The sequence below is a fragment of the Primorskyibacter aestuariivivens genome (genome assembly GCF_028023675.1).
Lineage (GTDB): Bacteria > Pseudomonadota > Alphaproteobacteria > Rhodobacterales > Rhodobacteraceae > Marinovum > Marinovum aestuariivivens.
Window position 1 is genome coordinate 84,519 of sequence record NZ_JAQIOZ010000006.1, and the last position, 24,854, is coordinate 109,372.

The 24,854-nt window shown below is 60.9% G+C and carries 27 protein-coding genes and 1 tRNA gene; 9 read left to right on the forward strand and 19 right to left on the reverse strand.

Going from position 1 to position 24,854, the window contains the following annotated elements; genetic code table 11:
• Positions 1–7: 7 nt before the first annotated feature.
• Positions 8–1,423: a uracil-xanthine permease family protein gene (locus PGB28_RS07760; RefSeq protein WP_271420937.1), complete on the forward strand. Its 1,416-nt coding sequence runs from the start codon at positions 8–10 to the stop codon at positions 1,421–1,423.
• Between the two features lie 108 nt (positions 1,424–1,531).
• Here the strand turns inward: PGB28_RS07760 and bhcD are convergent, their stop codons facing one another.
• The 4 genes from bhcD to bhcA all read right to left on the reverse strand — a co-directional run bounded on the left by bhcD (position 1,532) and on the right by bhcA (position 5,972).
• Positions 1,532–2,497 carry an iminosuccinate reductase BhcD gene (bhcD, locus tag PGB28_RS07765; RefSeq protein ID WP_271420938.1) on the reverse strand — a complete coding sequence of 322 codons (966 nt, stop codon included), beginning with the start codon at positions 2,495–2,497 and terminating at the stop codon, positions 1,532–1,534.
• A 140-nt stretch (positions 2,498–2,637) separates the two neighbouring features.
• Positions 2,638–3,801 carry a 3-hydroxy-D-aspartate aldolase BhcC gene (gene bhcC, locus PGB28_RS07770; protein ID WP_271420939.1) on the reverse strand — a complete coding sequence of 388 codons (1,164 nt, stop codon included), beginning with the start codon at positions 3,799–3,801 and terminating at the stop codon, positions 2,638–2,640.
• Between the two features lie 12 nt (positions 3,802–3,813).
• Positions 3,814–4,782 carry a beta-hydroxyaspartate dehydratase BhcB gene (gene bhcB / locus PGB28_RS07775; protein ID WP_271421178.1) on the reverse strand — a complete coding sequence of 323 codons (969 nt, stop codon included), beginning with the start codon at positions 4,780–4,782 and terminating at the stop codon, positions 3,814–3,816.
• Positions 4,782–5,972, reverse strand: coding sequence for an L-aspartate--glyoxylate aminotransferase BhcA (gene bhcA, locus PGB28_RS07780; RefSeq protein WP_271420940.1), 1,191 nt, complete (start codon positions 5,970–5,972; stop codon positions 4,782–4,784). Before bhcA ends, bhcB begins: the two co-directional genes overlap by 1 nt.
• A 166-nt stretch (positions 5,973–6,138) precedes the next feature.
• Between bhcA and bhcR the strand changes: the two genes are divergently transcribed.
• The gene (gene bhcR / locus PGB28_RS07785; protein WP_408636231.1) at positions 6,139–6,969 is read left to right on the forward strand and encodes an HTH-type transcriptional regulator BhcR; all 831 of its coding nucleotides are present in this window, start codon (positions 6,139–6,141) and stop codon (positions 6,967–6,969) included.
• On the opposite strand, the gene PGB28_RS07790 is transcribed toward bhcR, so the two are convergent.
• The 3 genes from PGB28_RS07790 to PGB28_RS07800 form a co-directional block, all read right to left on the reverse strand.
• Entirely contained in the window at positions 6,966–7,793 is an 828-nt protein-coding gene (locus PGB28_RS07790) for a bifunctional allantoicase/(S)-ureidoglycine aminohydrolase (protein WP_271420942.1), read from the reverse strand. The genes bhcR and PGB28_RS07790 overlap by 4 nt on opposite strands.
• Before the next feature lie 214 nt (positions 7,794–8,007).
• A tRNA-Ala gene (locus PGB28_RS07795) sits at positions 8,008–8,083 on the reverse strand.
• A 101-nt stretch (positions 8,084–8,184) separates the two neighbouring features.
• Positions 8,185–8,514, reverse strand: coding sequence for a TIGR02300 family protein (locus tag PGB28_RS07800; protein WP_271420943.1), 330 nt, complete (start codon positions 8,512–8,514; stop codon positions 8,185–8,187).
• A 116-nt stretch (positions 8,515–8,630) separates the two neighbouring features.
• On the opposite strand from PGB28_RS07800, the gene PGB28_RS07805 reads away from it, so the two are divergent.
• Together PGB28_RS07805 and PGB28_RS07810 are read left to right on the forward strand one after the other, a co-directional pair.
• Positions 8,631–9,320, forward strand: coding sequence for a M48 family metallopeptidase (locus PGB28_RS07805; protein ID WP_271420944.1), 690 nt, complete (start codon positions 8,631–8,633; stop codon positions 9,318–9,320).
• A gap of 47 nt (positions 9,321–9,367) precedes the next feature.
• Complete coding sequence (locus PGB28_RS07810) at positions 9,368–10,015, forward strand: GntR family transcriptional regulator (protein ID WP_271420945.1); 648 nt, start codon at positions 9,368–9,370, stop codon at positions 10,013–10,015.
• A gap of 50 nt (positions 10,016–10,065) precedes the next feature.
• On the opposite strand, the gene PGB28_RS07815 is transcribed toward PGB28_RS07810, so the two are convergent.
• Both PGB28_RS07815 and PGB28_RS07820 read right to left on the reverse strand, forming a co-directional pair.
• Positions 10,066–11,031 carry an acetyl-CoA carboxylase carboxyltransferase subunit alpha gene (locus PGB28_RS07815; protein ID WP_271420946.1) on the reverse strand — a complete coding sequence of 322 codons (966 nt, stop codon included), beginning with the start codon at positions 11,029–11,031 and terminating at the stop codon, positions 10,066–10,068.
• Positions 11,032–11,093: 62 nt separating this feature from the next.
• Positions 11,094–11,687 (reverse strand): LysE family translocator, encoded by a 594-nt coding sequence (locus PGB28_RS07820; protein WP_271420947.1) that lies wholly within the window; start codon positions 11,685–11,687, stop codon positions 11,094–11,096.
• Between the two features lie 81 nt (positions 11,688–11,768).
• Here PGB28_RS07820 and PGB28_RS07825 point away from each other — a divergent pair, with 81 nt between their 5' ends.
• Positions 11,769–12,212, forward strand: a complete 444-nt coding sequence (locus tag PGB28_RS07825; protein ID WP_271420948.1) for an Lrp/AsnC family transcriptional regulator — start codon at positions 11,769–11,771, stop codon at positions 12,210–12,212.
• Here PGB28_RS07825 and PGB28_RS07830 read toward each other — a convergent pair.
• Positions 12,209–12,835, reverse strand: a complete 627-nt coding sequence (locus tag PGB28_RS07830) for a hypothetical protein (protein ID WP_271420949.1) — start codon at positions 12,833–12,835, stop codon at positions 12,209–12,211. The genes PGB28_RS07825 and PGB28_RS07830 overlap by 4 nt on opposite strands.
• A gap of 83 nt (positions 12,836–12,918) precedes the next feature.
• A complete protein-coding gene (locus PGB28_RS07835) occupies positions 12,919–13,878 on the reverse strand; it encodes an L-malyl-CoA/beta-methylmalyl-CoA lyase (protein ID WP_271420950.1) in 960 nt (319 codons plus the stop codon).
• Between the two features lie 295 nt (positions 13,879–14,173).
• Here PGB28_RS07835 and dgcN point away from each other — a divergent pair, with 295 nt between their 5' ends.
• The 4 genes from dgcN to PGB28_RS07855 all read left to right on the forward strand — a co-directional run bounded on the left by dgcN (position 14,174) and on the right by PGB28_RS07855 (position 17,580).
• The gene (gene dgcN / locus PGB28_RS07840; protein WP_271420951.1) at positions 14,174–15,175 is read left to right on the forward strand and encodes an N-acetyltransferase DgcN; all 1,002 of its coding nucleotides are present in this window, start codon (positions 14,174–14,176) and stop codon (positions 15,173–15,175) included.
• A 69-nt stretch (positions 15,176–15,244) separates the two neighbouring features.
• A complete protein-coding gene (gene dgcA / locus PGB28_RS07845) occupies positions 15,245–16,207 on the forward strand; it encodes an N-acetyl-D-Glu racemase DgcA (protein ID WP_271420952.1) in 963 nt (320 codons plus the stop codon).
• Between the two features lie 31 nt (positions 16,208–16,238).
• On the forward strand, positions 16,239–17,102 hold the full coding sequence (locus tag PGB28_RS07850; RefSeq protein WP_271420953.1) for a D-amino-acid transaminase: 864 nt from the start codon (positions 16,239–16,241) through the stop codon (positions 17,100–17,102).
• Between the two features lie 196 nt (positions 17,103–17,298).
• Positions 17,299–17,580 (forward strand): hypothetical protein, encoded by a 282-nt coding sequence (locus PGB28_RS07855; RefSeq protein ID WP_271420954.1) that lies wholly within the window; start codon positions 17,299–17,301, stop codon positions 17,578–17,580.
• 111 nt (positions 17,581–17,691) lie between these two features.
• On the opposite strand, the gene metG is transcribed toward PGB28_RS07855, so the two are convergent.
• The 8 genes from metG to atpD all read right to left on the reverse strand — a co-directional run bounded on the left by metG (position 17,692) and on the right by atpD (position 24,838).
• The gene (gene metG / locus PGB28_RS07860) at positions 17,692–19,404 is read right to left on the reverse strand and encodes a methionine--tRNA ligase (RefSeq protein WP_271420955.1); all 1,713 of its coding nucleotides are present in this window, start codon (positions 19,402–19,404) and stop codon (positions 17,692–17,694) included.
• A gap of 64 nt (positions 19,405–19,468) precedes the next feature.
• Positions 19,469–19,957 carry a helix-turn-helix transcriptional regulator gene (locus tag PGB28_RS07865; protein WP_271420956.1) on the reverse strand — a complete coding sequence of 163 codons (489 nt, stop codon included), beginning with the start codon at positions 19,955–19,957 and terminating at the stop codon, positions 19,469–19,471.
• 24 nt (positions 19,958–19,981) lie between these two features.
• Positions 19,982–20,365, reverse strand: a complete 384-nt coding sequence (locus PGB28_RS07870) for a hypothetical protein (RefSeq protein WP_271420957.1) — start codon at positions 20,363–20,365, stop codon at positions 19,982–19,984.
• Positions 20,366–20,437: 72 nt separating this feature from the next.
• Positions 20,438–20,899: a PepSY domain-containing protein gene (locus PGB28_RS07875; RefSeq protein ID WP_271420958.1), complete on the reverse strand. Its 462-nt coding sequence runs from the start codon at positions 20,897–20,899 to the stop codon at positions 20,438–20,440.
• 199 nt (positions 20,900–21,098) lie between these two features.
• A complete protein-coding gene (gene trpB, locus PGB28_RS07880; RefSeq protein ID WP_271420959.1) occupies positions 21,099–22,346 on the reverse strand; it encodes a tryptophan synthase subunit beta in 1,248 nt (415 codons plus the stop codon).
• 95 nt (positions 22,347–22,441) lie between these two features.
• On the reverse strand, positions 22,442–22,792 hold the full coding sequence (locus tag PGB28_RS07885) for an H-type lectin domain-containing protein (RefSeq protein WP_271420960.1): 351 nt from the start codon (positions 22,790–22,792) through the stop codon (positions 22,442–22,444).
• Positions 22,793–22,919: 127 nt separating this feature from the next.
• Positions 22,920–23,357 (reverse strand): F0F1 ATP synthase subunit epsilon, encoded by a 438-nt coding sequence (locus tag PGB28_RS07890; protein ID WP_271420961.1) that lies wholly within the window; start codon positions 23,355–23,357, stop codon positions 22,920–22,922.
• Positions 23,358–23,413: 56 nt separating this feature from the next.
• The gene (atpD, locus tag PGB28_RS07895; protein ID WP_271420962.1) at positions 23,414–24,838 is read right to left on the reverse strand and encodes a F0F1 ATP synthase subunit beta; all 1,425 of its coding nucleotides are present in this window, start codon (positions 24,836–24,838) and stop codon (positions 23,414–23,416) included.
• Positions 24,839–24,854 lie beyond the last annotated feature (16 nt).

The window sequence follows — 24,854 nt, forward strand, 5'->3', positions numbered from 1 at the left end:
GACAGAAATGGCTGACACTTCAATCGGGACACCGGAGCAACTCCGCGACCCGAATTACACACCACCTATCGCCAAGGCGATCCCGCTCGGGCTTCAGCACGTGCTGGCGATGTTCGTGTCCAACGTGACACCGGCGATCATCGTCTGTGGCGCGGCAGGCTTCGGCTTTGGCTCGAACAGCCCCGATTTCCCGCAGATGATCTACATGATCCAGATGTCGATGTTCTTTGCCGGTATCGCGACGCTGATCCAGACCATCGGCATCGGCCCGGTCGGTGCGAAACTGCCCATCGTACAGGGCACCAGCTTTGCCTTTATCCCGATCATGATCCCGCTGGTTGCGGGCAAGGGCGTGGACGCTATCGCCGTTCTGATGGGCGGGATCGTCGTGGGCGGGTTGTTCCATGCGGTACTCGGCCTGTTTATCGGCAAGATCCGCTTTGCCCTGCCGCCGCTGGTCACCGGCCTTGTGGTCACGATGATCGGTCTCGCGCTGGTCAAGGTGGGCATCCAGTATGCCGCCGGTGGTGTGCCCGCGATTGGCAAGCCTGAATACGGCTCGCTCATCAACTGGAGCATGGCGCTGATCGTGATCTTCGTGACTCTCGGTCTCAAGTTCTTTGCCAAGGGCATGCTGTCGGTCTCGGCGGTTCTGATCGGTCTGCTCGTGGGCTATGTCTTTGCCTTCGCAATGGGCGAGGTCAGCCTGGCCAATGTGGGTCGCGCGGCACCCTTTGCCCTGCCCAACCCGTTCCACTTCGGGATTGAGTTCTCGGTCGCGGCAATCATCGGCTTCTGCCTGATGTCCTTTGTCTCGGCGGTGGAAACCGTGGGTGACGTGTCCGGGATCACCAAGGGTGGAGCCGGTCGCGAAGCCACCGACAAGGAGATTCAGGGCGCAACCTTTGCCGATGGTATCGGTACGGCTGTGTCCGGTCTGTTCGGCGCGCTGCCCAACACCTCGTTCAGCCAGAATGTGGGCCTGATCGCCATGACCGGTGTCATGAGCCGCCATGTGGTGACCATCGGTGCGATCTTCCTGATTGCCGCCGGTCTGGTGCCGAAAATCGGTGCCGTGATCTCTTCGATCCCGATCGAAGTGCTGGGCGGCGGCGTGATTGTCATGTTCGGCATGGTGGCCGCGGCCGGTATCTCGATGCTGTCCGACGTCAACTGGAACCGCCGCAACATGGTCATCTTTGCCATCGCTCTCAGCCTTGGCCTCGGCCTGCAGCTTGAGCCCGGCGCCCTGCAGCACCTGCCGGGAACCATCAAGGTTCTGGCAACCTCGGGTATCCTGCCCGCAGCGCTGATCGCCATCGTGCTCAACCTGATCCTGCCCGAAGAGCTTTCTGCGGAAGCAACCGAGGAAGTTTCGGGCGGTATGGCCGGACACGGCTCGGGCTCGATGCCCGGCGAATGACCGGAGAATAAACCGGGCGGGCAGACATGCCCCCCTCACAACCAAAAGACCCCCGGGTATCTCGCGATGCCCGGGGGTTTCCTGTTGGCTTGCCTGGAAAGTGTCAGGTCAGAAATCGACCTCGATCGCGATGCCCTTTTCCACGGCAAGGTCGACCACCGCAGCCGCCACAGCAAGGTCCTGAAGGCCGACGCCGGTGCCATCGAACAGCGTGATCTGATCGTCCGAGGTGCGTCCCGGATGGGTCTCGTTGATCACGGCGCCCAATTGGTTGACGTCGCTTTCACGGATCAACCCTTCGGCCACCGCGTGCTGCGCCTCGCCGATGCTGACGGATTGCGCGACCTCGTCGGTGAAAACGGTTGCACGGGCCAGCAGCGCGGCCTCGACCTCCTGCTTGCCCTTGGTGTCGGTGCCCATGCAGGCGACGTGGCAACCGGGGCTGACATGGTCAGCCATGAGGGACGGCGAAAAGGCCGAGGTGATCGAGATGATCACATCCGCTTCGACCATGCCGGGCAGATCGACTGCCTCGAACGGCACACCGGCCTCGGTGGCGACCTTTTCGATATTGGGCAGCATCTCAGGATGATAATTCCAGCCGATGACTTTCTCGAACTGGCGCTGCTCAAGGGCTGCGCGCAGCTGGAACGTTGCCTGATGCCCTGCGCCCACCATGCCCATGACCTTGGCATCCTTGCGCGCCAGATGCTTGATCGACACCGAGGACGCCGCAGCGGTCCTGAGCGCGGTCAACAGGTTGCCGCCCACCATCGCCGAGGGTTTCCCCGTGTCCGGATCAAACAGGAACACGGTGGATTGGTGATTGATCAGTCCGCGTTTTTCGAGGTTGTTTGGCCAATAGCCACCGGCCTTGAGGCCCAGCGTCAGGCCCGCGCGATCAAAGCCGCCCTTGAAGCCATAAAGCGCATCTTCATGCCCGATGGCCTCGCGCACGACGGGGAAGTTATAAGCATCCCCCGCTGCCATGGCGGCAAACACTTTCTCCACGGCATCAAACGCCGCTTCGCGGGTCATCAGACCCGCGATCTCTTTCTCAGGAACAATCCACATCGGGTTCTATCAGGGCGAAACCCTGCCTCTTCTTCTGTTTGAAAATACCTCGGGGGCCGTTCATTGCGGCGCCATTGGTTCAAGCCCAATGGACGGGGGCAGAGCCCCCGCCCGGTCGGACAGGCAACGCCTGTTCGAAATCAGTAAGCCCGCCCGCGCGCCGACACAGGCCAGACGCATTCGACCTTGCCGCCGCGCACGCCAACGTACCAGTCATGCACATTGGCGGTCGGATCGCAGTGGCCGGGCACCAGCTTGAGCTTGTCGTTGACCTTGAGAGCGCCGGTGGGGTCCATGACAACGCCATGTTCGTCCGAACACTTGATGTATTCGACATCATCGCGGCCATAGACGGTGGGCAATCCGCTATCGACCGATTGCGCCTTGAGACCCGCATCCACGATGGCCTTGTCCGCCTTGGCGTGGCTCATCACGCTGGTCAGGATGAAGAAGGCGTTTTCCCATTCGCCTTGGTCGATGCGCTTGCCATCCTTGTCGAGGATGCGACCGTAATCGGCATCCATGAAGGCATAGGAGCCGCATTGCAGCTCGTTATACACGCCCGAGTTCGACTCGAAGTAGTAAGACCCGGTGCCGCCACCGCCAACGATGTCGCAGTCCAGACCCTCGGCCTTGAGCGTGTCGACCGCGTCCCTGACCATGGCCACGGCCACGTCGATCTTGGCCTTGCGCTCGTTATAGTCGTCCAGATGCTGCATCGCGCCCTGATAGGCCTGAATGCCCGCAAACTTGAGACCCTCGGCCGCGTCGATGGCCTTGGCGATCTCCACGACTTCGGGCGTGGTGGTCACACCGCAACGGCCCGCGCCACAGTCGATCTCGACCAGGCATTCGATCTGGGTGCCGTGCTTGACAGCAGCGGCGGACAGGTCGGCCACATTGGCCAGATCATCGACACAGCATATCGTGCGCGCGCCCAGTTTCGGCATACGGGCCAACCGGTCGATCTTGGCCGGGTCACGCACCTGGTTAGACACCAGCACATCGGTGATGCCGCCCCGGGCAAAGACCTCAGCCTCGGATACTTTCTGGCAGCAGACGCCACAGGCGCCGCCCAGCTCTTGCTGAAGCTTCTGCACATCGACGGATTTGTGCATTTTGCCATGGGTGCGGTGGCGCATGCCATGATCCTTGGCATAGTCGCCCATCTTCTTGATGTTGCGCTCCAGCGCGTCGAGATCCAGCACCAGCGCCGGTGTCTGGATGTCAGCCTCATCCATTCCGGGCTTGGCCGGGATGTCGAAACCCACTTCGAAATTGTCGAGATTGTCCATATCTTTCATTCCCTTGCTCCCTTAGGCCGCCAACCACGGCAGTTTGTCCAGATCCACATTGCCGCCAGTCACGATGATGCCGACGCGCTTGCCGCGGAACGCGTCCGGGTTCTTCAGCACACAGGCCAGCGGCACCGCCGAAGACGGTTCCATCACGATGCGCAGATGCTTCCAGGTCAGTTTCATCGCGTCGATGATCTCCTGTTCCGAGGCGGTGTAGATCTCGGACACATGGTGCGACACGAAATGCCAGGTCCGCTCTTTCAGCGGGACCAGCAGGCCATCCGCGATGGTCTTGGGCGCGTCATCGGCGATGATGTGACCGGCCTTGAAGCTGCGATAGGCGTCGTCGGCCTGTTCGGGTTCAGCCGCGATGACCTGCGTTTCGGGGGCCAGCGTCGACAGGGTCAGGCAGGTGCCGGAAATCATCCCGCCGCCGCCAATGGGCGCAACCACCATGTCGAGCCCGCCGGTCTGTTCCATGAACTCTTTCGAACACGTCCCTTGCCCGGCAATGACGCGCGGGTCGTTATAGGGGTGCACGAAATCGCCGCCCGTCGCGGCCTGCACCTCGGCAAAGGTCGCCTCGCGCGAGGTGGTCGACGGCTCGCATTCGGTGATGACGCCCCCATAGCGACGCACCGTGTCCTTCTTGGCTTGCGGCGCGGTGCGCGGCATGACCACGTTGCAGGGGATGCCGCGCAGCATGGCAGCGTAGCTCAGGCACGACGCATGGTTGCCCGAGGAATGAGTCGCCACGCCCTTGGCCGCCTGTGCCTCGTCCAGCCCGAACACCGCATTCGTGGCGCCGCGCACTTTGAACGCACCCGGCTCCTGGAAGTTCTCGCATTTAAAGAACAGCTCCGCCCCGGTCAGCTCATTGAGGTAATCCGAAACCCGCACGGGCGTGCGCCGGATATGCGGTTTGATACGCTCATGGGCTTCGAGCATGTCCTGATAGGTTGGGATATACATGTCCATGTCCTTCATCATGCGGCATCCTTCTGAACTTCGATACCATGGCCGCGGTAATACTCCTGCGCTGCGGCCACACCGGACCCCAGTTTGATATCCAGCCCCAGATCCACCATACACATCTCGGCGGTGGCGATCCCGGACAGCGCCATCACATCGGTGAGCGATCCGAGATGGCCGATGCGGAACACCTTGCCCGCAACCTCGCCCAGACCCACGCCAAAGGCGACGCCGTATTTCTCCGCCGCATGGGTCACGATATCGGTGGCGTTGAAGCCGTCGGGCGTGCGGATCGCGCTGACCGTGTCGGAATAAACCGAAGGATCGGCGGCGCAGAGCTCCAAACCCCATGCGTCCACCGCCGCGCGCACGCCCTCGGCAATACGGGTGTGGCGGGCGAACACGTTTTCCAGCCCCTCGTCCAGCAACATGCGGCAGGCTTCGTTCAGCCCGTTCAACAGGCCCACTGCGGGGGTGTAGGGATAGGCGTTGTTCGCATAGCCTTTGGCCATGTCATGCACGTCAAAAAAGGTGCGGGGCAGTTTTGCGGTTTTCGTGGCCGCCATCGCCTTGGGCGAAAAGCCGACAATGGCAAGACCGGCGGTCAGCATAAAGCCCTTTTGCGACCCGGTCACCGCAACATCGACCCCCCATTCGTCCATGCGGAAATCCATGGATGCGATGGAGGACACGCCATCGACAAAGAGCATGGCGGGATGGCCAGCTGCGTCCAACGCGCCGCGCACCGCAGCGATATCGGATTTCACGCCGGTTGCAGTCTCGTTATGGGTGGCCAGCACCGCCTTGATCTGATGGCCTGTATCGGCGGTCAGGATTTCCTCATAGCGATCCGCCGGGAGGCCATGGCCCCAAGGTGTCTCAACAACCTGCACATCCAGCCCGTGACGCTGGCACATGTCGATCCAGCGATGGCTGAACATGCCGTTGCGCGCAGCCAGGATCTTGTCTCCGGCGGACAGCGTGTTGGTCAGCGCGGTTTCCCAGCCGCCTGTTCCGGTCGATGGGAAAATGAACACCTCGGCCTGTTCGCTTTTCAGCACCTTGCGCACCCCGTCGCGGGCCGGATGCAGGATCTGCCCGAACAATGGCGACCGGTGGTCGATGGTTGGCATGTCACAAGCCTTGCGCAGGCTTTCGGGAATGTTGGTCGGGCCCGGGATGAAAACGGGGTTCTGAAAGCTCATGGCGGTCTCCTTGGATCGTTGGAGGGGACACTAGCCAAGCATCAGGTCGCGCGAAATATTTTTGAAATTGGCTTTCAAAATGGCCACGCGCTTGTTTTTACATTATTGTCAGTAGGTTAAATTTTTTATATTGTGAAAATGGTTTTCAATTATGGAGGCGCCGCCCATGTCCCCGGCAGATTCATCCCAGCGTCGACAGCGCGGCCGACCCCGTGGCTGGCATGACAAGACCGAGCAGAACACCATCAAGTCGCTGGATCGGGCCATGGCGGTGTTCGATCATCTGAGCCAGGGGCCGGGCAAGGCATTGACCGCGCTGGCCGAAGAAACGGGGCAGTCCCCGGCCACGGTTTACCGCATCCTGATCACGTTGGAAGGGCGCGGGCTTGTTGAGTTTGAGCCGCAGGAACAGCTTTGGCATATCGGCCCACAGGCTTTTGTCATAGGCGCGCGCTTTCTGCGCCGGACCAGCCTTGTTGAGCGCGCCCGTCCGATCCTGCGCTGGTTGATGGAGGAAACCGGCGAGACCGCAAATCTGGGTGTCGAACGCGAAACCGCTGTGCTTTTTGTCAGTCAGGTGGAAACGCCCGCCACGATCCGGGCGTTTTTTCCGCCCGGGACTTTGTCCCCCATGCATGCGTCGGGAATTGGCAAGGCGTTGATGGCGCAGATGGACAAGCCCCGGCTGGCCCGGGTTCTGCGGGGGCGTGGGCTGGAGGCGTTCACGCAACATACGCTGACCGACCCTGCATTGCTGGGGGCTGATCTGGCTGCTATCCGGCGGCGCGGATACGCGCTGGATGACGAAGAAAAGAACGAAGGCATGCGGTGCATTGCTGCGCCCGTGTTCGACATGAACGGCGAAGCGGTGGCGGGTATTTCCGTGTCCGGCCCCACCAGCCGCGTGCGGCGTGAAGACGTGGAACGCTTGAGCCGCCCGGTGATCGAAGCAGCCCGGGACCTGACAAAAGCAATTGGCGGGGAGCCCGCAGATTAACGCAGGGGCCGCAGCGGCATGTGCCGGTTCACGTCCTTGTAAAGCAGGTAGCGGAACCGGCCCGGCCCGCCCGCGTAACAGGCTTGCGGGCAGAAGGCGCGCAGCCACATGTAATCTCCGGCCTCGACCTCGACCCAGTCGGTATTCAGCCGGTAGGCGGCCTTGCCTTCCAGAACATAGAGCCCGTGCTCCATGACATGGGTCTCAAGAAAGGGAATCACCGCCCCCGGCTCAAACGTCACGACGGTGACATGCATGTCGTGGCGCAGGTCGGCGGGGTCCACGAATCGTGTGGTCGCCCATTTGCCGTCTGTTCCGGGCATCGGCGTGGGCGCGATATCGTTTTCGTTCAGGATAAGCACATCCGGCGCGTCGAGCCCGTCCACCGCCTGATAGGCTTTGCGAATCCAGTGGAAGCTGAGCGCGTCCGTGCCGTGGTTGTGAAGAGTCCACGCGTTCCCGGCGGGAAGATAGGCATAGCCGCCGGGGGTAAGAACATGGGTTGCGTCCCCAACGCTCAGCGTGGCTTCGCCGCTCACGACAAACAACACACCCTGCGCCTCGGGGTCCGTCTCGGGCCGGTCCGATCCGCCGCCGGGCTGCACATCCATGATGTAATGCGAAAAGGTTTCGGCAAACCCGCTCAGAGGCCGCGCGATCACCCATAGCCGCGTTTCGTTCCAAAACGGAAGAAAGCTGGTGGTGATATCCCGCATCGTGCCTTTTGGGAGCACGGCATACGCGTCGGTGAAGACCGCCCTGTCGGTTAAAAGCTGTTCCTGCCCGGGATGTCCGCCGCGCTGTGCATAGTAGCTGTTATTCATGAGTGCTCCCGGAGGCGATAATTCTCTCCGAATTATATGCGGTTCCGGGCATGCCCGATCCACCCGGAAAGACGCGACAGCTCTTTTCTGAAATGTTTGAAAATAGGAGTGATCTGCGAAAAGAACGGAATAAAGGGCGCGCGGAATGGTGCTGAGGCGCGCAATCGAACCGAATGCGGCGGCGTCAGTAGCAGTCCTCGATTTGGGGGGGATTTGGTGGAGCCTAGGGGAGTCGAACCCCTGACCTCTTGCATGCCATGCAAGCGCTCTCCCAACTGAGCTAAGGCCCCGATCCGGTCGCACGCTGCTGCGTGCCCGTGGCGTGCGGTTTATGCAAAGGCGCGGGCAGGATCAAGCGGAAATCTGCACCGCGCCTCTACTTTTCTATTGATCAGCTATCGTCGTCATCCGACGCGACATCTGCGATTTCGTCGAGCGAGACATTATCCTCGTCGTCGTCGTCATCCAGAACGTCATCGCCCAGATCCACATCGACCGCATCATCATCATCATCGTCCAGAACCACGTCGTCTTCAGATGCAGTGGATTTCTTGACCGATGCGGCATCTTCGGCGTCTGCGGCGATCATGCGGCTCTTGCCGTTTTCCATTTCAACCGTTTCGCCGGTATACGGGCTGACGATCGGATCTTTGTTCAGATCGTAGAACCGCTTGCCAGTGGTCGGGCAAACGCGTTTTGTACCCCATTCTTCTTTGGGCATCGGAACCCCTTTCCATCTTGGGTCTTGCGGGTGATCGCGGCGTCCTGCCATAAGTCCGGAGCGCTGTCAAAGCCTTTGGCACGATACCTGCACATGCATGTTTCAAGGACCTTCATATGGGCTATCTGACCCTCCCGGGCAACCCGCCTCTGACGGTAAAGCTGCGCCGCTCCGCGCGGGCGCGGCGCATGACACTCAGGATATCATCACTGGATGCCACGGTCACGCTGACGGTGCCGGACATTGTGCGGGATACCGAGGCGCAGGCCTTTGCCCGAGACAAGGAAGCATGGTTGCGTCGGCATCTTGATGCCCAGGGTGCTCCGGTTCAGGTTGCGCTGGGACAGACGCTTCCCATTGAGGGGGTGCTGCACGAGATTGTCGCGGGGCAAGGGCGTTCGGTGATCCGCCGGAATGGCAAAATTCATGTGCCCACAAAGGATGACCGTGTGGCGGCACGCTTGCAGGGGTTCCTGAAAACGGAGGCGCGTGCACGTCTTGCCGAAGCCTCTGATTTGTACGCGGCGCGATTGGGACGGTCCTACAACCGCATCACACTGCGCGACACGCGTTCGCGCTGGGGATCGTGTTCGTCCCGGGGGGCGTTGATGTATTCCTGGAGGTTGATCATGGCACCGCGTGATGTGCTCGACTATGTCGTGGCGCATGAGGTGGCGCATCTGGAGCAGATGAATCACTCATCCGCCTTCTGGCAAACCGTTGAGCGGATATACGGGGACTATTCCGCGCCGCGGCGCTGGCTGCGCCAAGACGGTATGGAACTTCACCGCATTCGTTTTGATTGATCAGGTCGCCTCTTGCGGGTCTGCGTTTTTGTGATCACAATGGCGCAATGCTGATCAATCCGAAATCCGATGCCGCCCCGTCCGCCCATGATCGGGTCTATCGCGGTTTGCGGTCGCAAATCATGTATGGCGAGCTTGCCCCCGGTGTGGCGCTGACATTGCGGGGCATCGGGACGGAATTCGGCGTCTCCATGACGCCCGCGCGCGAAGCGGTCCGGCGACTTGTGGCTGAAGGTGCGCTGTCGCTGTCCAGTTCGGGGCGGGTCAGCACGCCGGAACTGAGCAACGAGCGAATCGAGGAGCTCGCCGCGCTGCGCGCATTGATCGAGGTCGAATTGGCCAGCCGGGCAATGCCAAGGGCGCATATCGCGCTGATCGACCGGCTGCAAAGCATCAATGGCACGATTTCCGAGGTGATCTCGAACCGGGATGCGGTTGGCTATATCCGGGCCAATCTGGAGTTTCACAGGACGCTCTACCTGCGTGCGCAGGCCCCGGCGATGCTGGCCATGGCGGAAACCGTCTGGCTGCAACTGGGACCGACGATGCGGGCGCTTTACGGGCGGTTGCGGCGAACAGAGGCTCCGCATTACCACCGGCTGATCATCGCCGCGCTGAAAGCGGGCGATGAGCCGGGGCTGCGGCTTGCCGTGCGCTCGGACGTGACGCAAGGGTTGCGCATGCTTGCGGCGTAAGTCGCCGAAATCTTTGAAAGATTTCGGATCGATTTCCTAGGAGGAAATCGCTACGCGGCCAGACCCTTGGACCCGAGTTCAAGGAATTTCCGCCGACGGTCCGCCCGCAGCGTGCCCGCGTCCTTGCCAGACAACTCGTCCAACAGCTGCTTCAGCGCCCGGCCCACTGTACGGATCGTACCTTCGGGATCGCGCTGTGCACCGCCCAGCGGTTCGGGAATGATCCGGTCGCAGACCCCCAGCTTGTGCAGGTCCTCGGCGGTCAGCCGCAGCGCTTGCGCGGCTTCGCGCATTTTCTCGGCGTCTTTCCACAGGATCGAGGCACAGCCTTCGGGCGAAATCACCGAATAGACCGAATGCTCAAGCATGGCCACGCGGTTGGCCGTGGCAAAGGCCACCGCGCCGCCGGAACCGCCTTCGCCGATGATCACGGAGACAAGGGGCACGCCAAGGCTAAGACAGGCTTCGGTCGAACGGGCAATCGCTTCGGACTGGCCGCGCTCTTCCGCGCCTTTGCCCGGGTAGGCGCCGGGCGTGTCCACCAGCGTGATGACCGGCAGGCCGAATTTGTCAGCCATTTCCATCAGGCGGATGGCCTTGCGGTAGCCTTCGGGGCGCGCCATGCCGAAGTTCCGGCGCAGGCGGGATTGGGTGTCATGGCCCTTTTCATGGCCGATCACCATCACCGGAGTATCGTTCAGCCGGGCAAGCCCGCCCATCACAGCCTGGTCCTCGCCAAAATTCCGATCCCCGGAAAGCGGCGTAAATTCGGTAAAGAGCGCGTCGATATAGTCTTTGCAATGCGGACGCTCGGGGTGGCGGGCAACCTGGCATTTGCGCCATGGGGTCAGCTCTTTGTAGAGCGATTTGAGCATGTCCGCGGCTTTGCGGTCCAGTGCGTTGGCTTCCTCTTCGACATCCATCGGATCATCGCTTTGCCGGGCAATGGCGCGCAGCTCTTCGGCCTTGCCTTCGATTTCGGCGAGCGGTTTCTCAAAGTCGAGGTAATGCGCCATCTGTCGCTCCGTGCTTGGTCTGGGCTATATGGCGCGGGTGGGCCTCGGATGCAACATCTGCGCTACCCGATCAGAACCGGGATCATTGACGCAATCAGTAGGGCCGCCATGGTCCAGTTAAAGAGGCGCAGTCGTTTCGGATCGGCCAGAATGCGCCGGACGCCAGTGCCGAGGGTGACCCAAACCAGCGCAGAGACGGTTCCGAGAACGGCGAAGCTTCCGGATACCCAAAGGATCGAAACCAGATCGCGGCTGGCCGCATAAAGCGTGATCGCCCCCAGCGCCATGGACCATGCCTTGGGGTTGACCCATTGGAACGCCGCTGCCTGAAGAAAGGTCAAGGGCCGTGCCTCGGCATCGGCGTGTTCCGGGGGCGCTGCGTTGGCGATCTTCCAGGCAAGATAGAGCAGGTAGAAAACCGACGCGGTCATCAGGATCGTGTAGGCGGGCGGCCACAGGTCAAAGACTTTCATCACGCCCAGCCCGACGGGGATGATCATCAGCGGAAAACCCAGCGCAACTCCGGTCAAATGCGGCAGGCTGCGATGCAGTCCGAAGTTTGCTCCCGATGCCATCAGCATGAGGTTGTTGGGCCCCGGGGTGAACAGCGTGGCCGCGCAAAAAAGAGACAGGGCAATAAGAAGGTCGAGTGTCATGTCGCAACAATACCGCGTTTCAAGTGGCTTTAGATTGCGAAAATCCTGTTATTTTGAACAATTTCACAACATAATGCTGTCATGGATCAAATAGACGACATGATTGTGCGCGAGCTGTCGCGCGACGGGCGGATCACGAATATCGAGCTTGCAGATCGGGTTGGGCTTTCGCCATCGGCCTGCCTGCGCCGGGTGGCGGCCTTGGAACGCGACGCGGTGATCGAGGGGTATCGCGCTGTGGTCAATCGCGCAAAGACGGGTCGTGGTTTTGTGGCCTATATCGGTGTCGGCCTGTCGGACCATTCCAAGGCGTCACAAGAGGCGTTTGAACGGTCCATTTCGCGCGCGCCCGAAGTCTTGGAGTGCCACAATATCACCGGCTCAATCGAATACCTCCTGCGGGTCGAATGCGCCGATCTGGCCGCCTACAAAGTGTTTCATACGGATGTCCTGGGCACGCTGGCGCAGGTGAATTCCATCACGTCCTACGTGGTGATGGGATCGCCTAAGGATGAGCGCGCCTAAAACAGCTCCAATGCGGCGCGCAAGGCCAGTTCGGGTGACGCCAGCACGCGAGCCCCGCAACCATCGAGCAGATGTTCGGCACCGGCCATTGATGCCTGGGCCAGCACGACGGTCTCGAAATCAGGGCGCGCGGCCAGGGCCTCGATCACGGCGGCGGCGATGGCGGCACAGAAATTGGCGGTGTCGCCGCGCTCGAACAGCGGCCAGAATTCTTCCAGAACCAGCGTCGTGACGGGGGCGGTATTGCCCGCGTCCTTCAGATTCGCTGCCAGCAGATCGCGGCTTGGTTCAACGGTGCTGTGCAGGGCGCAGACCAGCAGGATGGCCCCATTGCCCTCTGCGGCTGCGGCCATCATCGGCTGGTCGATCCGGATCGCGCCCGCCTCGACCGCGGCCTCGCCCAGCGTGGTGCAGGTGCACAAGACCCGGCCGGGGGCCGATTTCACAGCTTTGCGAATCTCGGCGGCAAGCTGCTGCGTCATCCCCTCATGCCGCGCCCGGGCCAGCCAATCGGCGCGCACCTCATGGGTGATCCGTGCGCTGGGGGCGATGTCGTTGCGGAGATCGTCAAAGGTTTTGCAATGCACTTCGGCGGAGTGAAGGAGCGTGAGCGGTGGTGTCATGACGTCGGTCCCCAAAACCCAAAAGCGGCCCGGAACTGGTCCAGGCCGCATGGTGTTAAACCAAATAATCTAAGGATCGGTTATCAGGATGCGGCGATCATTTCGGCCTGACGTACGATCACTTCGGCCTGTTTGATCGAAGCGATATCGACCAGACGCCCCTTGTAAACGGTGGCGCCTTCGCCATTGGCCTTGGCCTGTTCCATAGCGGCAAGGATTTCGCGCGCTTCGGTCACGGCCTCCTCCGACGGGGTGAAGACCTCGTTGGCCAATGCGATCTGTTTCGGGTGGATCGCCCATTTGCCCACCATGCCCAGCGTGGCCGAGCGCAGCGCCTGCGCGCGGAACCCGTCATCATCCGAGAAATCGCCAAACGGTCCGTCCACCGGCAGCACGCCATGGGTGCGGCACGCAGCAACGATGGCGGCCTGCGCCCAGTGCCACGGATCGGACCAGTGTTTTTCGCCGTCGCGCAGCATGTAGTAGTTTTCCTGCGTCCCGCCGATGCCGGTGGTCGCCATGCCCATGGAGGCGGCGAAATCGGCCGCGCCAAGGCTCATCGCCTCAAGACGGGGCGAGGCAGCGGCGATTTCTTCGACATGGGCGATGCCCGCGGCGGATTCGATGATCACCTCAAAGGAAATTTTCTTTTTGCGGCCCTTGGCGGTCTCAATGGCGGTGACCAGAGCGTCAACGGCATAGATGTCGCCCGCACAGCCCACCTTGGGGATCATGATCTGGTCCAGACGCTCATCCGCCTGTTCCAGAAGGTCCACGACATCGCGATACCAATAGGGCGTGTCCAGCCCGTTGATGCGTACACTCAGCGTCTTGTTGCCCCAGTCATAGGCGCCAATCGCTTCAATTACGTTGGCACGGGCCACGTCTTTATCCGTAGGGGCGACGCTGTCTTCGAGATCAAGGTTGATCACATCCGCTGCCGAGGCCGCCATCTTGGCAAAGAGCTTGGTGTTCGACCCGGGGCCAAACAGCTGGCAGCGGTTGGGGCGGGCAGGGGCGGCGGGTTGGATGCGGAAGGACATGCCGGGGCTCCGATGTAATGAAATTGCGTATTTCTCGGCGCTTTCGATATTAAATTACGCTGCGCTGCGCAAGTGGATTTTGCGGATGCAGAAAAATGACGGCTGTCCTCTGTTCCTCCGGATCGGTCACAGATTCTGACGTTGATCCTTGTCCTGTGTGCAAGAATTTCCCGAAAAATCGCAAACTTGCGCAAGAAGCTTGTGAATTGGTCGTCAGGGCTGACGTATTCGGCCATGACTTGCGCGGCAGGAATGCTACCGTTGGGCTATGAAACCGCGACCGGAGGCTGCCCCAATGATCCAGACACCTTACCTGCTTTTCCTCGGCGACGCGCCGGACCAGCTTGCCGCCAAGGTGGCACAGGGCATCAAGGATTGGCGTCCGGAAAACGCTGTTGGACAGTTCCGCATGGAGGGCTGCGGGGCCGATATGGGTCTGACCGATATGACGCTTGAGGAAGGTCTGGCCGCCGGTGCCAAGACGCTGGTCATCGGCGTGGCCAACCGAGGTGGCGTGATCTCGGCGGAATGGAAGGCGGTTCTCGTGAAGGCGCTTCAGATGGGCTATGATATTGCCGCCGGTCTGCATAACCTCCTGCGCAACGAAGACGAGTTGCAGGCCGCTGCGCGGGTGAATGGTGGCACGCTGCACGATGTGCGCATCCCGACCGTGGCCTACCCCATCGCCAACGGCAAGAAACGCAGTGGCAAGCGGGTGCTGGCCATCGGGACCGATTGCTCCTGTGGCAAGATGTATACGGCCATGTCGATGGATGCGGAGATGGTCAAGCGCGGGCTGAAATCCGATTTTCGCGCCACTGGTCAAACCGGTATCCTCATCACCGGCAAAGGCGTGCCGCTGGATGCGGTGATTGCCGATTTCATGGCTGGTGCGGTGGAATACCTGACGCCTGACAATGATGACGATCATTGGGATCATATCGAGGGGCAGGGGAGCCTGTTCCACGTGTCCTATTCCGGGGTGACCATGGCGCTCATCCATGGGGGCCAGCCCGACGCGCTGATCCTGTGTCATGAACCCACCCGGACCCATATGCGCGGGCTGCCGGATTACAAACTGCCCACATTGGAGACTTTGCGCGACACCGCGCTGCCGATCGCGCGCGTGGCGAACCCGAACTGTCAGGTTGCGGGGATTTCTGTGAACACCAAGGCGCTGAGCGAGGATGAGGCCCGCGCCTATCTGGCCGAGGTCGAAGAACGCATGGGGCTGCCCGCAACGGATCCGTTCCGCTTTGGCGCGGACAAGCTTGTGGACGCCTTGCTCGCACTTTAAACCAAGGCGCTTATGGAGCCGCCGGGTGCCTCCGGCGGGGATATTTATCAAGCCAGAGAAGGGGCAGGCATGCTCACAGTCACCAAGGACAGGTTCCCGCTGGCGCAGGTCTTTACCATTTCGCGGGGGAGCCGGACCGAGGCACAGGTGCTGACGGTGTGTGTGACGCGCGGTGGCGTGACCGGGTGGGGTGAATGCGTGCCCTATGCGCGCTATGGCGAGACGCTCGATTCGGTGACAGCCCAGATCGAACAATTGCCGCAAGACGTCACGCGAGAGGCCCTGCAACGGCTGTTGCCCGCCGGAGCGGCGCGCAATGCCGTGGATTGTGCGCTTTGGGATCTTGAGGCGAAACAGGCCGGGTGCCGGGTCTGGGAGCTTGCCGGGTTGCCCAAGCCGGGGCCAGAGATCACCGCCTATACCCTGTCGCTCGACTCACCGGACGCGATGCAGGCACAGGCGGCCCAACATGCGCAGCGCCCATTGCTCAAGATCAAGCTTGGCACGCCGGATGACATGCCCCGGCTGGAAGCGGTGCGCAAAGGCGCGCCAAAATCGCGTATCATCGTGGATGCCAACGAGGGCTGGAGCACCGAGGCCTACGCGGACCTCGCGCCGCAACTGGTCCGGCTTGGCGTGGATCTTGTGGAACAGCCGTTGCCCGCCGGTGAGGATGACGCGCTGATCGGCATGTCGCGCCCGGTGCCGGTCTGTGCCGATGAAAGCTGTCATGACCGCGCGTCGTTACCCGCGCTCAAGGGCAAATATGACATGGTCAACATCAAGCTGGACAAGACCGGCGGGCTGACCGAGGCGCTGGCCCTGCGTGAAGCGGCGCGCGCCGAAGGCTATGACGTGATGGTGGGCTGCATGGTCGGGTCGTCGCTCGCCATGGCCCCGGCAACGCTGGTGGCGCAAGGCGCGACAGTCACGGACCTTGACGGCCCGCTGCTTCTGGCCGAAGACCGGGACAATCCCCTGCGTTTTGATGCGCAAGGGGTCCATCCCCCCGAAGCGGCCTTGTGGGGCTAAGCAAGCGGCCAAGAGAATATTGGAGATGACCATGACCCGTACCGTTTACGTCAACGGAGAGTACCTGCCCGAGCATGAGGCCAAGATCTCGATCTTTGACCGGGCCTTCCTGATGGCGGATGGCGTTTACGAGGTCACCTCGGTGCTCGACGGCAAGCTGATCGATTTCGACGGTCACGCGGTCCGGTTGGAACGCTCTCTGAAAGAGCTGGACATGCCGACGCCCTGTTCTAAGGACGAGTTGCTGGAGATTCACCGTGAATTGGTGCGGATCAACGGGATCGAAGAGGGGCTGGTTTATCTTCAGGTCACGCGCGGCGCACCGGGGGACCGGGATTTCGTGTTCCCCGATCCCGAAACGACCGAGCCGACGCTGGTGCTGTTCACCCAGAACAAGCCGGGCCTTGCCGATAGCCCGGCTGCGAAAGAGGGGATCAAGGTGATCTCGATCGAGGATGTGCGCTGGGGCCGCCGCGACATTAAAACGGTACAGCTTCTCTATCCGTCCATGGGCAAGATGATGGCCAAGAAGGCCGGTGCCGATGATGCCTGGATGGTCGAAGACGGGTTTGTCACCGAAGGCACATCGAACAACGCCTATATCGTGAAGGGCAGCAAGATCATCACCCGCGCCCTGTCCAACGATATCCTGCACGGGATCACCCGCGCTGCCGTTCTGCGCTTTGCAAGGGAAGCGCAGATGCAGGTGGAAGAGCGCAGCTTTACCATTGACGAGGCGAAAGAGGCGGATGAGGCCTTTGTCACCTCGGCCTCGGCCTTTGTCATGCCGGTGGTGGAACTGGACAGTGTGACAGTCGGGACCGGAACCCCCGGGCCGGTGGCGCAGCGCCTGCGCGAAATCTATCTTGAAGAGAGCCGCAAGGCCGCGATCTGATCACTTTTTCGGCGGAAACCGGACAGGGAGAAACCGTTTTGCAACGGTTTCTCGCGCATTTTCCGTTGCCGTATGGCTGACCCTTGCCCAGGGCCGCAACCCGACTGCTATGACTGGTCCTGACACATCCGGTGAGAAGAGGCACTGGATTGGGGGGAGTTATGGTGATTGTGTTTGGGGCCAAACCACGTGGCCAATGTCATTCTTGCATGGGCATGACCCGGAAAACGGGGCCGACATGAGCGTTGGGTCGGTTTTGTGGCTGCTGGCCGGGTTGGTTATGGGCTTGTGCGCAGGATGGGCCATGTGCGCGCGCCGCAATATGGCGCAGGTGGTGTCACGGCAGCAGCAGATCGAGCGGCTCAAACAAGAGCTGTCTGACAGCGTCGCCGCCACGGCGGACCGGGACGCCCGCATTGCCACTCTTGAAGCTGAACAGGAACTGGCTGCGCCCCGTCAGGCATCCCGCGCGCGCTGACCGCGCGGCTTATGGCGTTTCCCGGCCCAACTCAGGCAACATGCGCGGTCTGCCGTTTTCGGCTCCAACGCGCATACGCCCGCTGACGATACAGTGTTTCCAGGAAACGCTTCAGTCCCGCGTGCCTGCAAACCGCTCCTGCCATTCGGCGCGTTCATCATCGGTGATCTTGCGGAACGTGACATCCGGAACCGTAAAGGCATGGCCGGGTTCCAGCGCGGTTAATTCCACTGCAAGATCCCCGGGCCAGCTGGTCTTGTCGGTTTGCATCGCCGTCAGAAGCTCCGCCGAAGCATCGGGGATGAACGGGGATGAAATCACCGCGTAGAACCGGATCAGGTTCAGCGCCAGACGTATCTGCGCCGCCGCTTTGTCAGGGTCTTCCTTGAAGGTCGACCAGGGGGCCACCTCTTGCAGGTATTCGTTCCCGGCAACCCAGATCGCGCGCAGCGCCGCGGCCGACTTGCGGACTTCCATGGCTTCCATATGGGTCTCGTAGACACGCAGCTTGTCGGCCAGATCGGCAATCAGCTTGTGCTCCGCATCGCCGTAATCTGCGCCCGCGGGCACCTCTTCGCCAAACTTGGAGCGGCAGAATTTGGTCACGCGTGAAGCGAAGTTGCCCAAAACATCGGCCAGATCCTTGTTCACCGAGCTCTGGAAATTTTCCCAGGTGAATTCGCTGTCCGAGCTTTCGGGCGCATGGGAGAGCAGCCACCAGCGCCAGTAATCCGCAGGCAGGATTTCCAGCGCCTGATCCATGAACACGCCACGCCCGCGCGAGGTTGAGAACTGCCCGCCATCATAGTTCAGGTAGTTGAACGATTTGATGTAATCGACCAGCTTCCATGGCTCTTCGCTGCCCAGGATCGTGGCGGGGAAGCTGAGCGTGTGAAACGGCACGTTGTCCTTGCCCATGAACTGGGTGTAGCGCACATCTTCGGCACCCTTGTCGGTGCGCCACCAGCGTTCCCAATCGTCGCCCTTTCCGCTGTCGACCCATTCCTGGGCCGAGGCGATGTATTCGATGGGCGCATCGAACCAAACGTAAAAGACCTTGCCCTCCATACCGGGCCAGTCTTCGTCCCCCTTCTTGACCGGGATACCCCAGTCCAGATCGCGGGTGATACCGCGGTCCTGCAACCCATCGCCGTCGTTCAGCCATTTCTTGGCAATCGAGGTGGTCAGGATGGGCCAGCCTTCGCGCGTATCGATCCATTGCTCAAGCTGGTCCTTCATCTGCGACTGGCACAGGTACAGGTGCTTGGTCTCGCGCTCTTCCAGATCCTTGGAGCCGGAAATGGTCGAATAAGGCTCGATCAGATCGGTGGGATCGAGCTGCTTGGTGCAATTGTCACACTGATCACCACGCGCGCTTTCATAGCCGCAATTGGGACAGGTGCCTTCGATATAGCGATCCGGAAGGAAACGGCCATCGGCCTTGGAATAGACCTGGGTCTCGGTGACTTCGCGGATCAGCCCTCTGTCGGCCAGAACGCCCGCGAAATGCTGGGTCAGCTTGTGGTTCTGCGGGCTCGAAGAGCGGCCGAAATGGTCAAAGGACAGCCGGAAGCCTTCGGCAATACGCGCCTGTACCTCGTGCATCTCGGCGCAGTATTCGGCCACCGGTTTACCCGCCTTGGCCGCAGCCAGTTCGGCGGGCGTGCCATGTTCATCGGTGGCGCAAAGAAACATCACCTCATTGCCGCGCGCCCGCTGATAACGGGCAAAGAGATCGGCGGGCAATTGAGAGCCAACCAGATTCCCCAAATGCTTGATTCCGTTGATGTAGGGAATTGCGGAGGTAATGAGATGGCGTGGCATGGGCGTCCCCGTGAAGTGCGTTTCGCCCGGTTTAACGCGAAGCCGCAGGAGGGGCCAGCCTCCATCACGAATCGGGGCCGTTCACCATCTCTTCTATGAACAGGCTCAGAAGCTGCGAGCGCCCGGTCACCCCGGCCTTGCGGTAAATCGCATTGGTCTGTGCTTTGACGGTGCCTTCGGATGTGTCGCGCAGCACGGCGATTTCGGCAGTGGAAAACCCCTTGATCGAGAACAGCGCCACATCCCGCTCGGCGGGTGTCAGCCCCCAGCCGTCAAACCGTTCTTCCACCACTTCCATGAACGCGCCCGATGCCAGACGCAGCGCATCTTCGACCTTGCGATGTTGCCGTGTCACCCGCAGCAAAACCGCGCCACTGACGCCGGTCCCCAACAACAGGCCGACAATGGCTCCGATTTCGAACAGTTCCAGTACGGCCCAGGACACCGGGGCGACTTTCACGCCGATCAGTGGCGGCAGGATATTCCAGATCAGAAAGATGCCACAGCCAAGCTGCAGCACCGCCAGAAGCGCGTATCCGACAAAGCCCTTCAACAGTCGCGCCTGGCCAGTCTGGGATTAGTCATCATCATCATCGCCGCTGTCGTCACGATCATCGTCCCTGTCGTCGTCCCGGTCATCGTCGTCGTCATCATCGTCGTCATCGTCTTTCTGATGATCGTCGAATTCGTCTTTGTGATCGTCCGACCCTTTGTCGTCACGATAGATATAATCCCTGAGAATGGCGCCGGTTGACGGGTTGAGGACGATTTCGCGCCGCCCGTCCGGACCAGTGGCGACGATACGCACACGGCCAAGCAGGGTACGGCGGACAACAATCCGCCGATACCCCTGACGCCTGAGTTGGGCGACAATCTGGTCCGTCGCAGTCTGGGCGTTTGCGGCGGTCGAAACCGCCACAAACAGACTGGAAATACCAAGAACAAAATGTCTTCGTTTCATCCGTCCTCCTGAGATCAAGCGACCCGGACCAATGCCGCGGAACATCCGTCGGCCAGTTTAGCCTAGGTTGTCTTAGTCATCATCATCATCATCATCATCATCATCATCATCATCATCATCATCATCATCGTCATCATCGTCATCATCGTCGTCGTCGTCATCATCGCCGTCATCGCCACCGCGGTCGTCGTCGTCATCATCGTCGTCATCGCGGCCACCGCGCTCATCTTCTTCGATGAAGTCTTCCTCTTCGGTCTTGATCTCGACGCCGGGGGCGGTGTCATCGCCCGGCCCGACGGTTTCGGTTTCCTGCTCCAGGATCTGGCCGGTCGCGTTGTCGTAGATGATTTCCACCTTCAGCGTACCGCGGATCGCTTCCACCTTGGTCTGGGTGGGACCTTCCTTAATCTCGATCGTCTCGAATCCCTGCGCCTGCATCTCGTCAACGATCTGCTGCGTCACGGATTGCGAAAACACTGCGGTCGTCGTCAGAAACGTCGTCGCGGCGATGGCGGTCATCATTTTGATTTTCATGGCTCTCTCCTTGCATGGCCGGGTCGCGTCCGTTTGTGGATCGCGTAGGCTATTGAGAGCCGTGGAGAGATGAAAAGATATGCAAGCAAGGTTTAGGCGGGGTGCCATAAACCCCGGTTTGTGTAAATAAACTGTGGTTTACGGCGCGACACCGGACCAGCCCCGCATCGCCCGGTCCGGAAATCGCCGCGTGACAGAGTTATTCGACCGAGCGGCCCTCGGGGCCTGACATGTCGAAGCCCAGATGGCGGGCGACGGTGAAGATGTCTTTGTCGCCGCGGCCGCACATGTTCATGATGATGATGTGATCGGCGGGCAGCTCTGGCGCGATCTTGGTCACATGGGCCAGCGCGTGGCAGGGCTCCAGCGCGGGGATGATGCCCTCGGTCGCGCAGCTGAGCTGGAATGCTTCCAGCGCTTCCTTGTCCGTGACAGACACATATTGCGCGCGGCCCGTGTCATGCAGCCAGCTGTGTTCGGGCCCGATACCCGGATAATCGAGACCGGCAGAAATCGAATAGCCTTCGAGGATCTGTCCGTCGTCGTCCTGCAACAGGTAGGTGCGGTTGCCATGCAGCACGCCGGGTCGCCCGCCAGTGAGCGAGGCGCAATGCTCCATCTTTTCGTCCACGCCTTTGCCGCCTGCCTCAACCCCGATGATCGACACCTCCTTGTCATCGAGGAAGGGAAAGAACAGGCCCATCGCGTTTGACCCACCGCCAATCGCCGCAATGATCGTGTCGGGCAAACGGCCCTCAGCCGCCATGATCTGTTCCTTGGCTTCCTTGCCGATGATCGACTGGAAATCGCGGACCATGGCCGGGTACGGGTGCGGGCCTGCGACGGTTCCGATGCAGTAGAACGTGTCGCGCACATTGGTCACCCAGTCGCGCAGCGCGTCATTCATCGCGTCCTTGAGCGTGCCACGCCCGGAGGTCACCGGGATCACCTCGGCACCCAGTAGGCGCATGCGGAACACATTGGGGGCCTGACGCTCCACATCATGGGCACCCATATAGACCACGCATTTCAGCCCGAACTTGGCACAGACCGTGGCGGTGGCCACGCCATGCTGCCCGGCACCGGTCTCAGCAATGATGCGGGTCTTGCCCATGCGCCGCGCCAAAAGGATCTGACCCAGCACGTTGTTGATCTTATGCGCGCCGGTGTGGTTCAGTTCGTCACGCTTCATATAGACCTTGGCTCCGCCCAGATGCGCGGTCAGGCCTTCGGCAAAATAAAGTGGGCTGGGGCGGCCCACGTAATGGGTCCAGAGGTGGTTCATCTCGTCCCAGAAGCTCTGGTCGGTTTTGGCCTTTTCGTATTCTTCCTCAAGCTCAAGGATCAGCGGCATCAGCGTCTCGGACACAAAGCGCCCGCCATAGATGCCGAACCGCCCCTTTTCGTCAGGGCCGGTCATGAAAGAGTTGAAAAGGTCGTTGGACATGGATGCCCCCTGATTGCGGTTCCCACTGCGTTTACTGCCTCATGAGATAGGCGTAAAGGCGGCGCGGGCTATGGGGGGCGGGAAAAAGTCCGGGATCAGGAAATCACCCAGTCATCCTCGCCCGCCACTTCGCCCATGGCGGTCCAGTCGGCGCGCATCCGGGCAACCTTCGTGTCGCCCCAGGTGCGGAAGACGATCTCGAACCCGGTTTCGGTCACTTTCTCGGACGACAGGTCGGCACGGATATTGGCGCTTTTGTCCATGTCCCAGAGTGAGAAGGACAATTGCACCACTGGAGGTGAGACAAAGGCTTCGGAAAATGTCACCGATTTGCGGATCTCGCGCGGGCCTTCGCCGGTCCACATTTCACCACCGGAGGCGTAATGGGAAAACAGGATTTCCGTGCCCTGATCGACACCTAGCAATCCTCTTTGAAACTTGCGCATTGCGCTCCTCATCAACAACAGGGTCGACACTCCCTGTTTCAAATCAATCTTAATGTGACCTTAAACAACAAAAAAGGGCACGCCCATGACAGGCGTGCCGCGATTTCCTGTCCATGCTGCTGGACGATCAGAGATTCGGTTGATTTGCCGAAAGTCCGATATGATCACCCATAGCGACCATATCAGCCACCAGCTTGACCGCGTCGTCAACGGCGCCGTGATCGGCCTCGGCCGCTTCCTTGACCGCCTTGTGAGCGGCTGCCGCGTCGGCGATCATCTCGTCGAGATGCTCTTGGGTCATCTCGCTGCGCGGGATGGCGCGTTCGGCCAGCACGGACACACCATTTGCGCCGATTTCAGCGAAACCGCCGGTCACGACATATTCGGTGGTACCGGACGGGCCTTCGGCCTTGAGTACGCCGGGGCGCAGGGTGGTGATGGTCGGGGCATGATCGGCCATGGCCGTCATGTCACCATCCGCACCGGGGATCTGAACCGCTGTCACCTTTTCCGAGGCAAGCATGCGCTCGGGGCTGACGAGGTCGAATTGCATTTCATCTGCCATGTGTAGCCTCCTTTGGGGGCGGGGTGGGCGCGCGATCACTCACGCGCCCGAACCGCTTAGGCCGCGTCGGCAGCCATCTTCTCGGCTTTGGCGATCACTTCGTCGATGCCGCCAACCATGTAGAAGGCGCCTTCGGGCAGGTGGTCGTATTCACCGGCGACAACTGCCTTGAACGACGCGATGGTGTCTTCCAGCGGAACCTGAACGCCGTCGGAGCCGGTGAAGACTTTCGCCACGTCGAACGGTTGCGACAGGAAGCGCTGGATCTTACGCGCACGTGCCACGGTGAGTTTGTCTTCTTCCGACAGTTCGTCCATGCCGAGAATGGCGATGATGTCCTGCAGCGACTTGTAGCGCTGAAGGATCTGCTGAACGTCAGAGGCCACCTTGTAGTGCTCTTCACCCACAATCTGCGGGTCCATCAGACGCGATGTCGAGTCGAGCGGGTCCACGGCTGGGTAGATGCCCAGCTCGGAGATCGCACGCGACAGAACGGTTGTAGCGTCAAGGTGCGCAAAGGTGGTTGCAGGCGCGGGGTCGGTAAGGTCGTCCGCGGGCACGTAGACCGCCTGGATCGAGGTGATCGAGCCGTTCTTGGTCGAGGTGATGCGTTCCTGCATCGCGCCCATGTCGGTGGCCAGCGTCGGCTGATAGCCCACAGCGGAGGGGATACGACCCAGAAGGGCCGACATCTCGGAGCCCGCTTGTGTGAAGCGGAAGATGTTGTCCACGAAGAACAAAACGTCCGTACCCGTCGCATCGCGGAACTGTTCCGCCATGGTCAGGCCGGTCAGGGCGATCCGGGCACGCGCACCCGGAGGTTCGTTCATCTGGCCAAAGCACAGGGCAATCTTGGAGTCGGTCAGGTTGTCAGGCGTCAGAACGCCGGATTCGATCATCTCGTGGTAGAGGTCGTTGCCCTCACGGGTCCGTTCACCCACACCCGCGAACACCGACAAACCGGAGTGCACTTTGGCGATGTTGTTGATCAGTTCCATGATGAGAACAGTCTTGCCCACACCGGCACCGCCGAACAGACCAATCTTACCACCCTTGGAATACGGGGCCAGCAGGTCAACGACCTTGATGCCCGTCACAAGGATTTCAGATTCTGTCGACTGCTCCGAAAAGTCGGGCGCCGGGGCGTGGATCGGGCGGTACTCGTCCGCTTCGACCGGGCCTTTTTCGTCAACGGGCTCGCCGGTGACGTTCAGAATGCGGCCCAAAGTGGCGGTGCCAACCGGCACCGAGATCGGTGCGCCGGTGTCGGTCACTTCCTGACCGCGAACGAGACCTTCGGTCGCGTCCATCGCGATGGTGCGGACTGTGTTCTCGCCCAGGTGCTGAGCAACCTCAAGAACCAGTTTCTTGCCGTTGTTGTCGGTGTTCAGAGCGTTCAGAATCGCCGGCAGCTCGTCGTCAAACTGTACGTCGACAACGGCGCCGATGACCTGAGTCACTTTGCCTTGTGCGTTTGCCATGTTTCGTCTCCGGTTC

Excerpts from the sequence above, each read along its gene's own strand:
- PGB28_RS07835 (WP_271420950.1), bottom strand. The coding sequence starts at position 13,878 with ATGTCCTTCCGCATCCAACCCGCCGCCCCTGCCCGCCCCAACCGCTGC.
- PGB28_RS07825 (WP_271420948.1), top strand. The coding sequence starts at position 11,769 with ATGGATCAAATAGACGACATGATTGTGCGCGAGCTGTCGCGCGACGGG.
- bhcB (WP_271421178.1), bottom strand. The coding sequence starts at position 4,782 with ATGAAGGACATGGACATGTATATCCCAACCTATCAGGACATGCTCGAA.
- metG (WP_271420955.1), bottom strand. The coding sequence starts at position 19,404 with ATGCCACGCCATCTCATTACCTCCGCAATTCCCTACATCAACGGAATC.
- dgcA (WP_271420952.1), top strand. The coding sequence starts at position 15,245 with ATGCTCACAGTCACCAAGGACAGGTTCCCGCTGGCGCAGGTCTTTACC.
- PGB28_RS07810 (WP_271420945.1), top strand. The coding sequence starts at position 9,368 with ATGCTGATCAATCCGAAATCCGATGCCGCCCCGTCCGCCCATGATCGG.
- PGB28_RS07815 (WP_271420946.1), bottom strand. The coding sequence starts at position 11,031 with ATGGCGCATTACCTCGACTTTGAGAAACCGCTCGCCGAAATCGAAGGC.
- PGB28_RS07800 (WP_271420943.1), bottom strand. The coding sequence starts at position 8,514 with ATGCCCAAAGAAGAATGGGGTACAAAACGCGTTTGCCCGACCACTGGC.
- atpD (WP_271420962.1), bottom strand. The coding sequence starts at position 24,838 with ATGGCAAACGCACAAGGCAAAGTGACTCAGGTCATCGGCGCCGTTGTC.
- PGB28_RS07850 (WP_271420953.1), top strand. The coding sequence starts at position 16,239 with ATGACCCGTACCGTTTACGTCAACGGAGAGTACCTGCCCGAGCATGAG.
- PGB28_RS07855 (WP_271420954.1), top strand. The coding sequence starts at position 17,299 with ATGTCATTCTTGCATGGGCATGACCCGGAAAACGGGGCCGACATGAGC.
- PGB28_RS07890 (WP_271420961.1), bottom strand. The coding sequence starts at position 23,357 with ATGGCAGATGAAATGCAATTCGACCTCGTCAGCCCCGAGCGCATGCTT.
- PGB28_RS07885 (WP_271420960.1), bottom strand. The coding sequence starts at position 22,792 with ATGCGCAAGTTTCAAAGAGGATTGCTAGGTGTCGATCAGGGCACGGAA.
- trpB (WP_271420959.1), bottom strand. The coding sequence starts at position 22,346 with ATGTCCAACGACCTTTTCAACTCTTTCATGACCGGCCCTGACGAAAAG.
- PGB28_RS07870 (WP_271420957.1), bottom strand. The coding sequence starts at position 20,365 with ATGAAACGAAGACATTTTGTTCTTGGTATTTCCAGTCTGTTTGTGGCG.
- bhcC (WP_271420939.1), bottom strand. The coding sequence starts at position 3,801 with ATGAAAGATATGGACAATCTCGACAATTTCGAAGTGGGTTTCGACATC.
- PGB28_RS07805 (WP_271420944.1), top strand. The coding sequence starts at position 8,631 with ATGGGCTATCTGACCCTCCCGGGCAACCCGCCTCTGACGGTAAAGCTG.
- PGB28_RS07875 (WP_271420958.1), bottom strand. The coding sequence starts at position 20,899 with ATGAAAATCAAAATGATGACCGCCATCGCCGCGACGACGTTTCTGACG.
- bhcA (WP_271420940.1), bottom strand. The coding sequence starts at position 5,972 with ATGAGCTTTCAGAACCCCGTTTTCATCCCGGGCCCGACCAACATTCCC.
- bhcD (WP_271420938.1), bottom strand. The coding sequence starts at position 2,497 with ATGTGGATTGTTCCTGAGAAAGAGATCGCGGGTCTGATGACCCGCGAA.
- dgcN (WP_271420951.1), top strand. The coding sequence starts at position 14,174 with ATGATCCAGACACCTTACCTGCTTTTCCTCGGCGACGCGCCGGACCAG.
- PGB28_RS07760 (WP_271420937.1), top strand. The coding sequence starts at position 8 with ATGGCTGACACTTCAATCGGGACACCGGAGCAACTCCGCGACCCGAAT.
- PGB28_RS07790 (WP_271420942.1), bottom strand. The coding sequence starts at position 7,793 with ATGAATAACAGCTACTATGCACAGCGCGGCGGACATCCCGGGCAGGAA.
- PGB28_RS07820 (WP_271420947.1), bottom strand. The coding sequence starts at position 11,687 with ATGACACTCGACCTTCTTATTGCCCTGTCTCTTTTTTGCGCGGCCACG.
- bhcR (WP_408636231.1), top strand. The coding sequence starts at position 6,139 with ATGTCCCCGGCAGATTCATCCCAGCGTCGACAGCGCGGCCGACCCCGT.
- PGB28_RS07830 (WP_271420949.1), bottom strand. The coding sequence starts at position 12,835 with ATGACACCACCGCTCACGCTCCTTCACTCCGCCGAAGTGCATTGCAAA.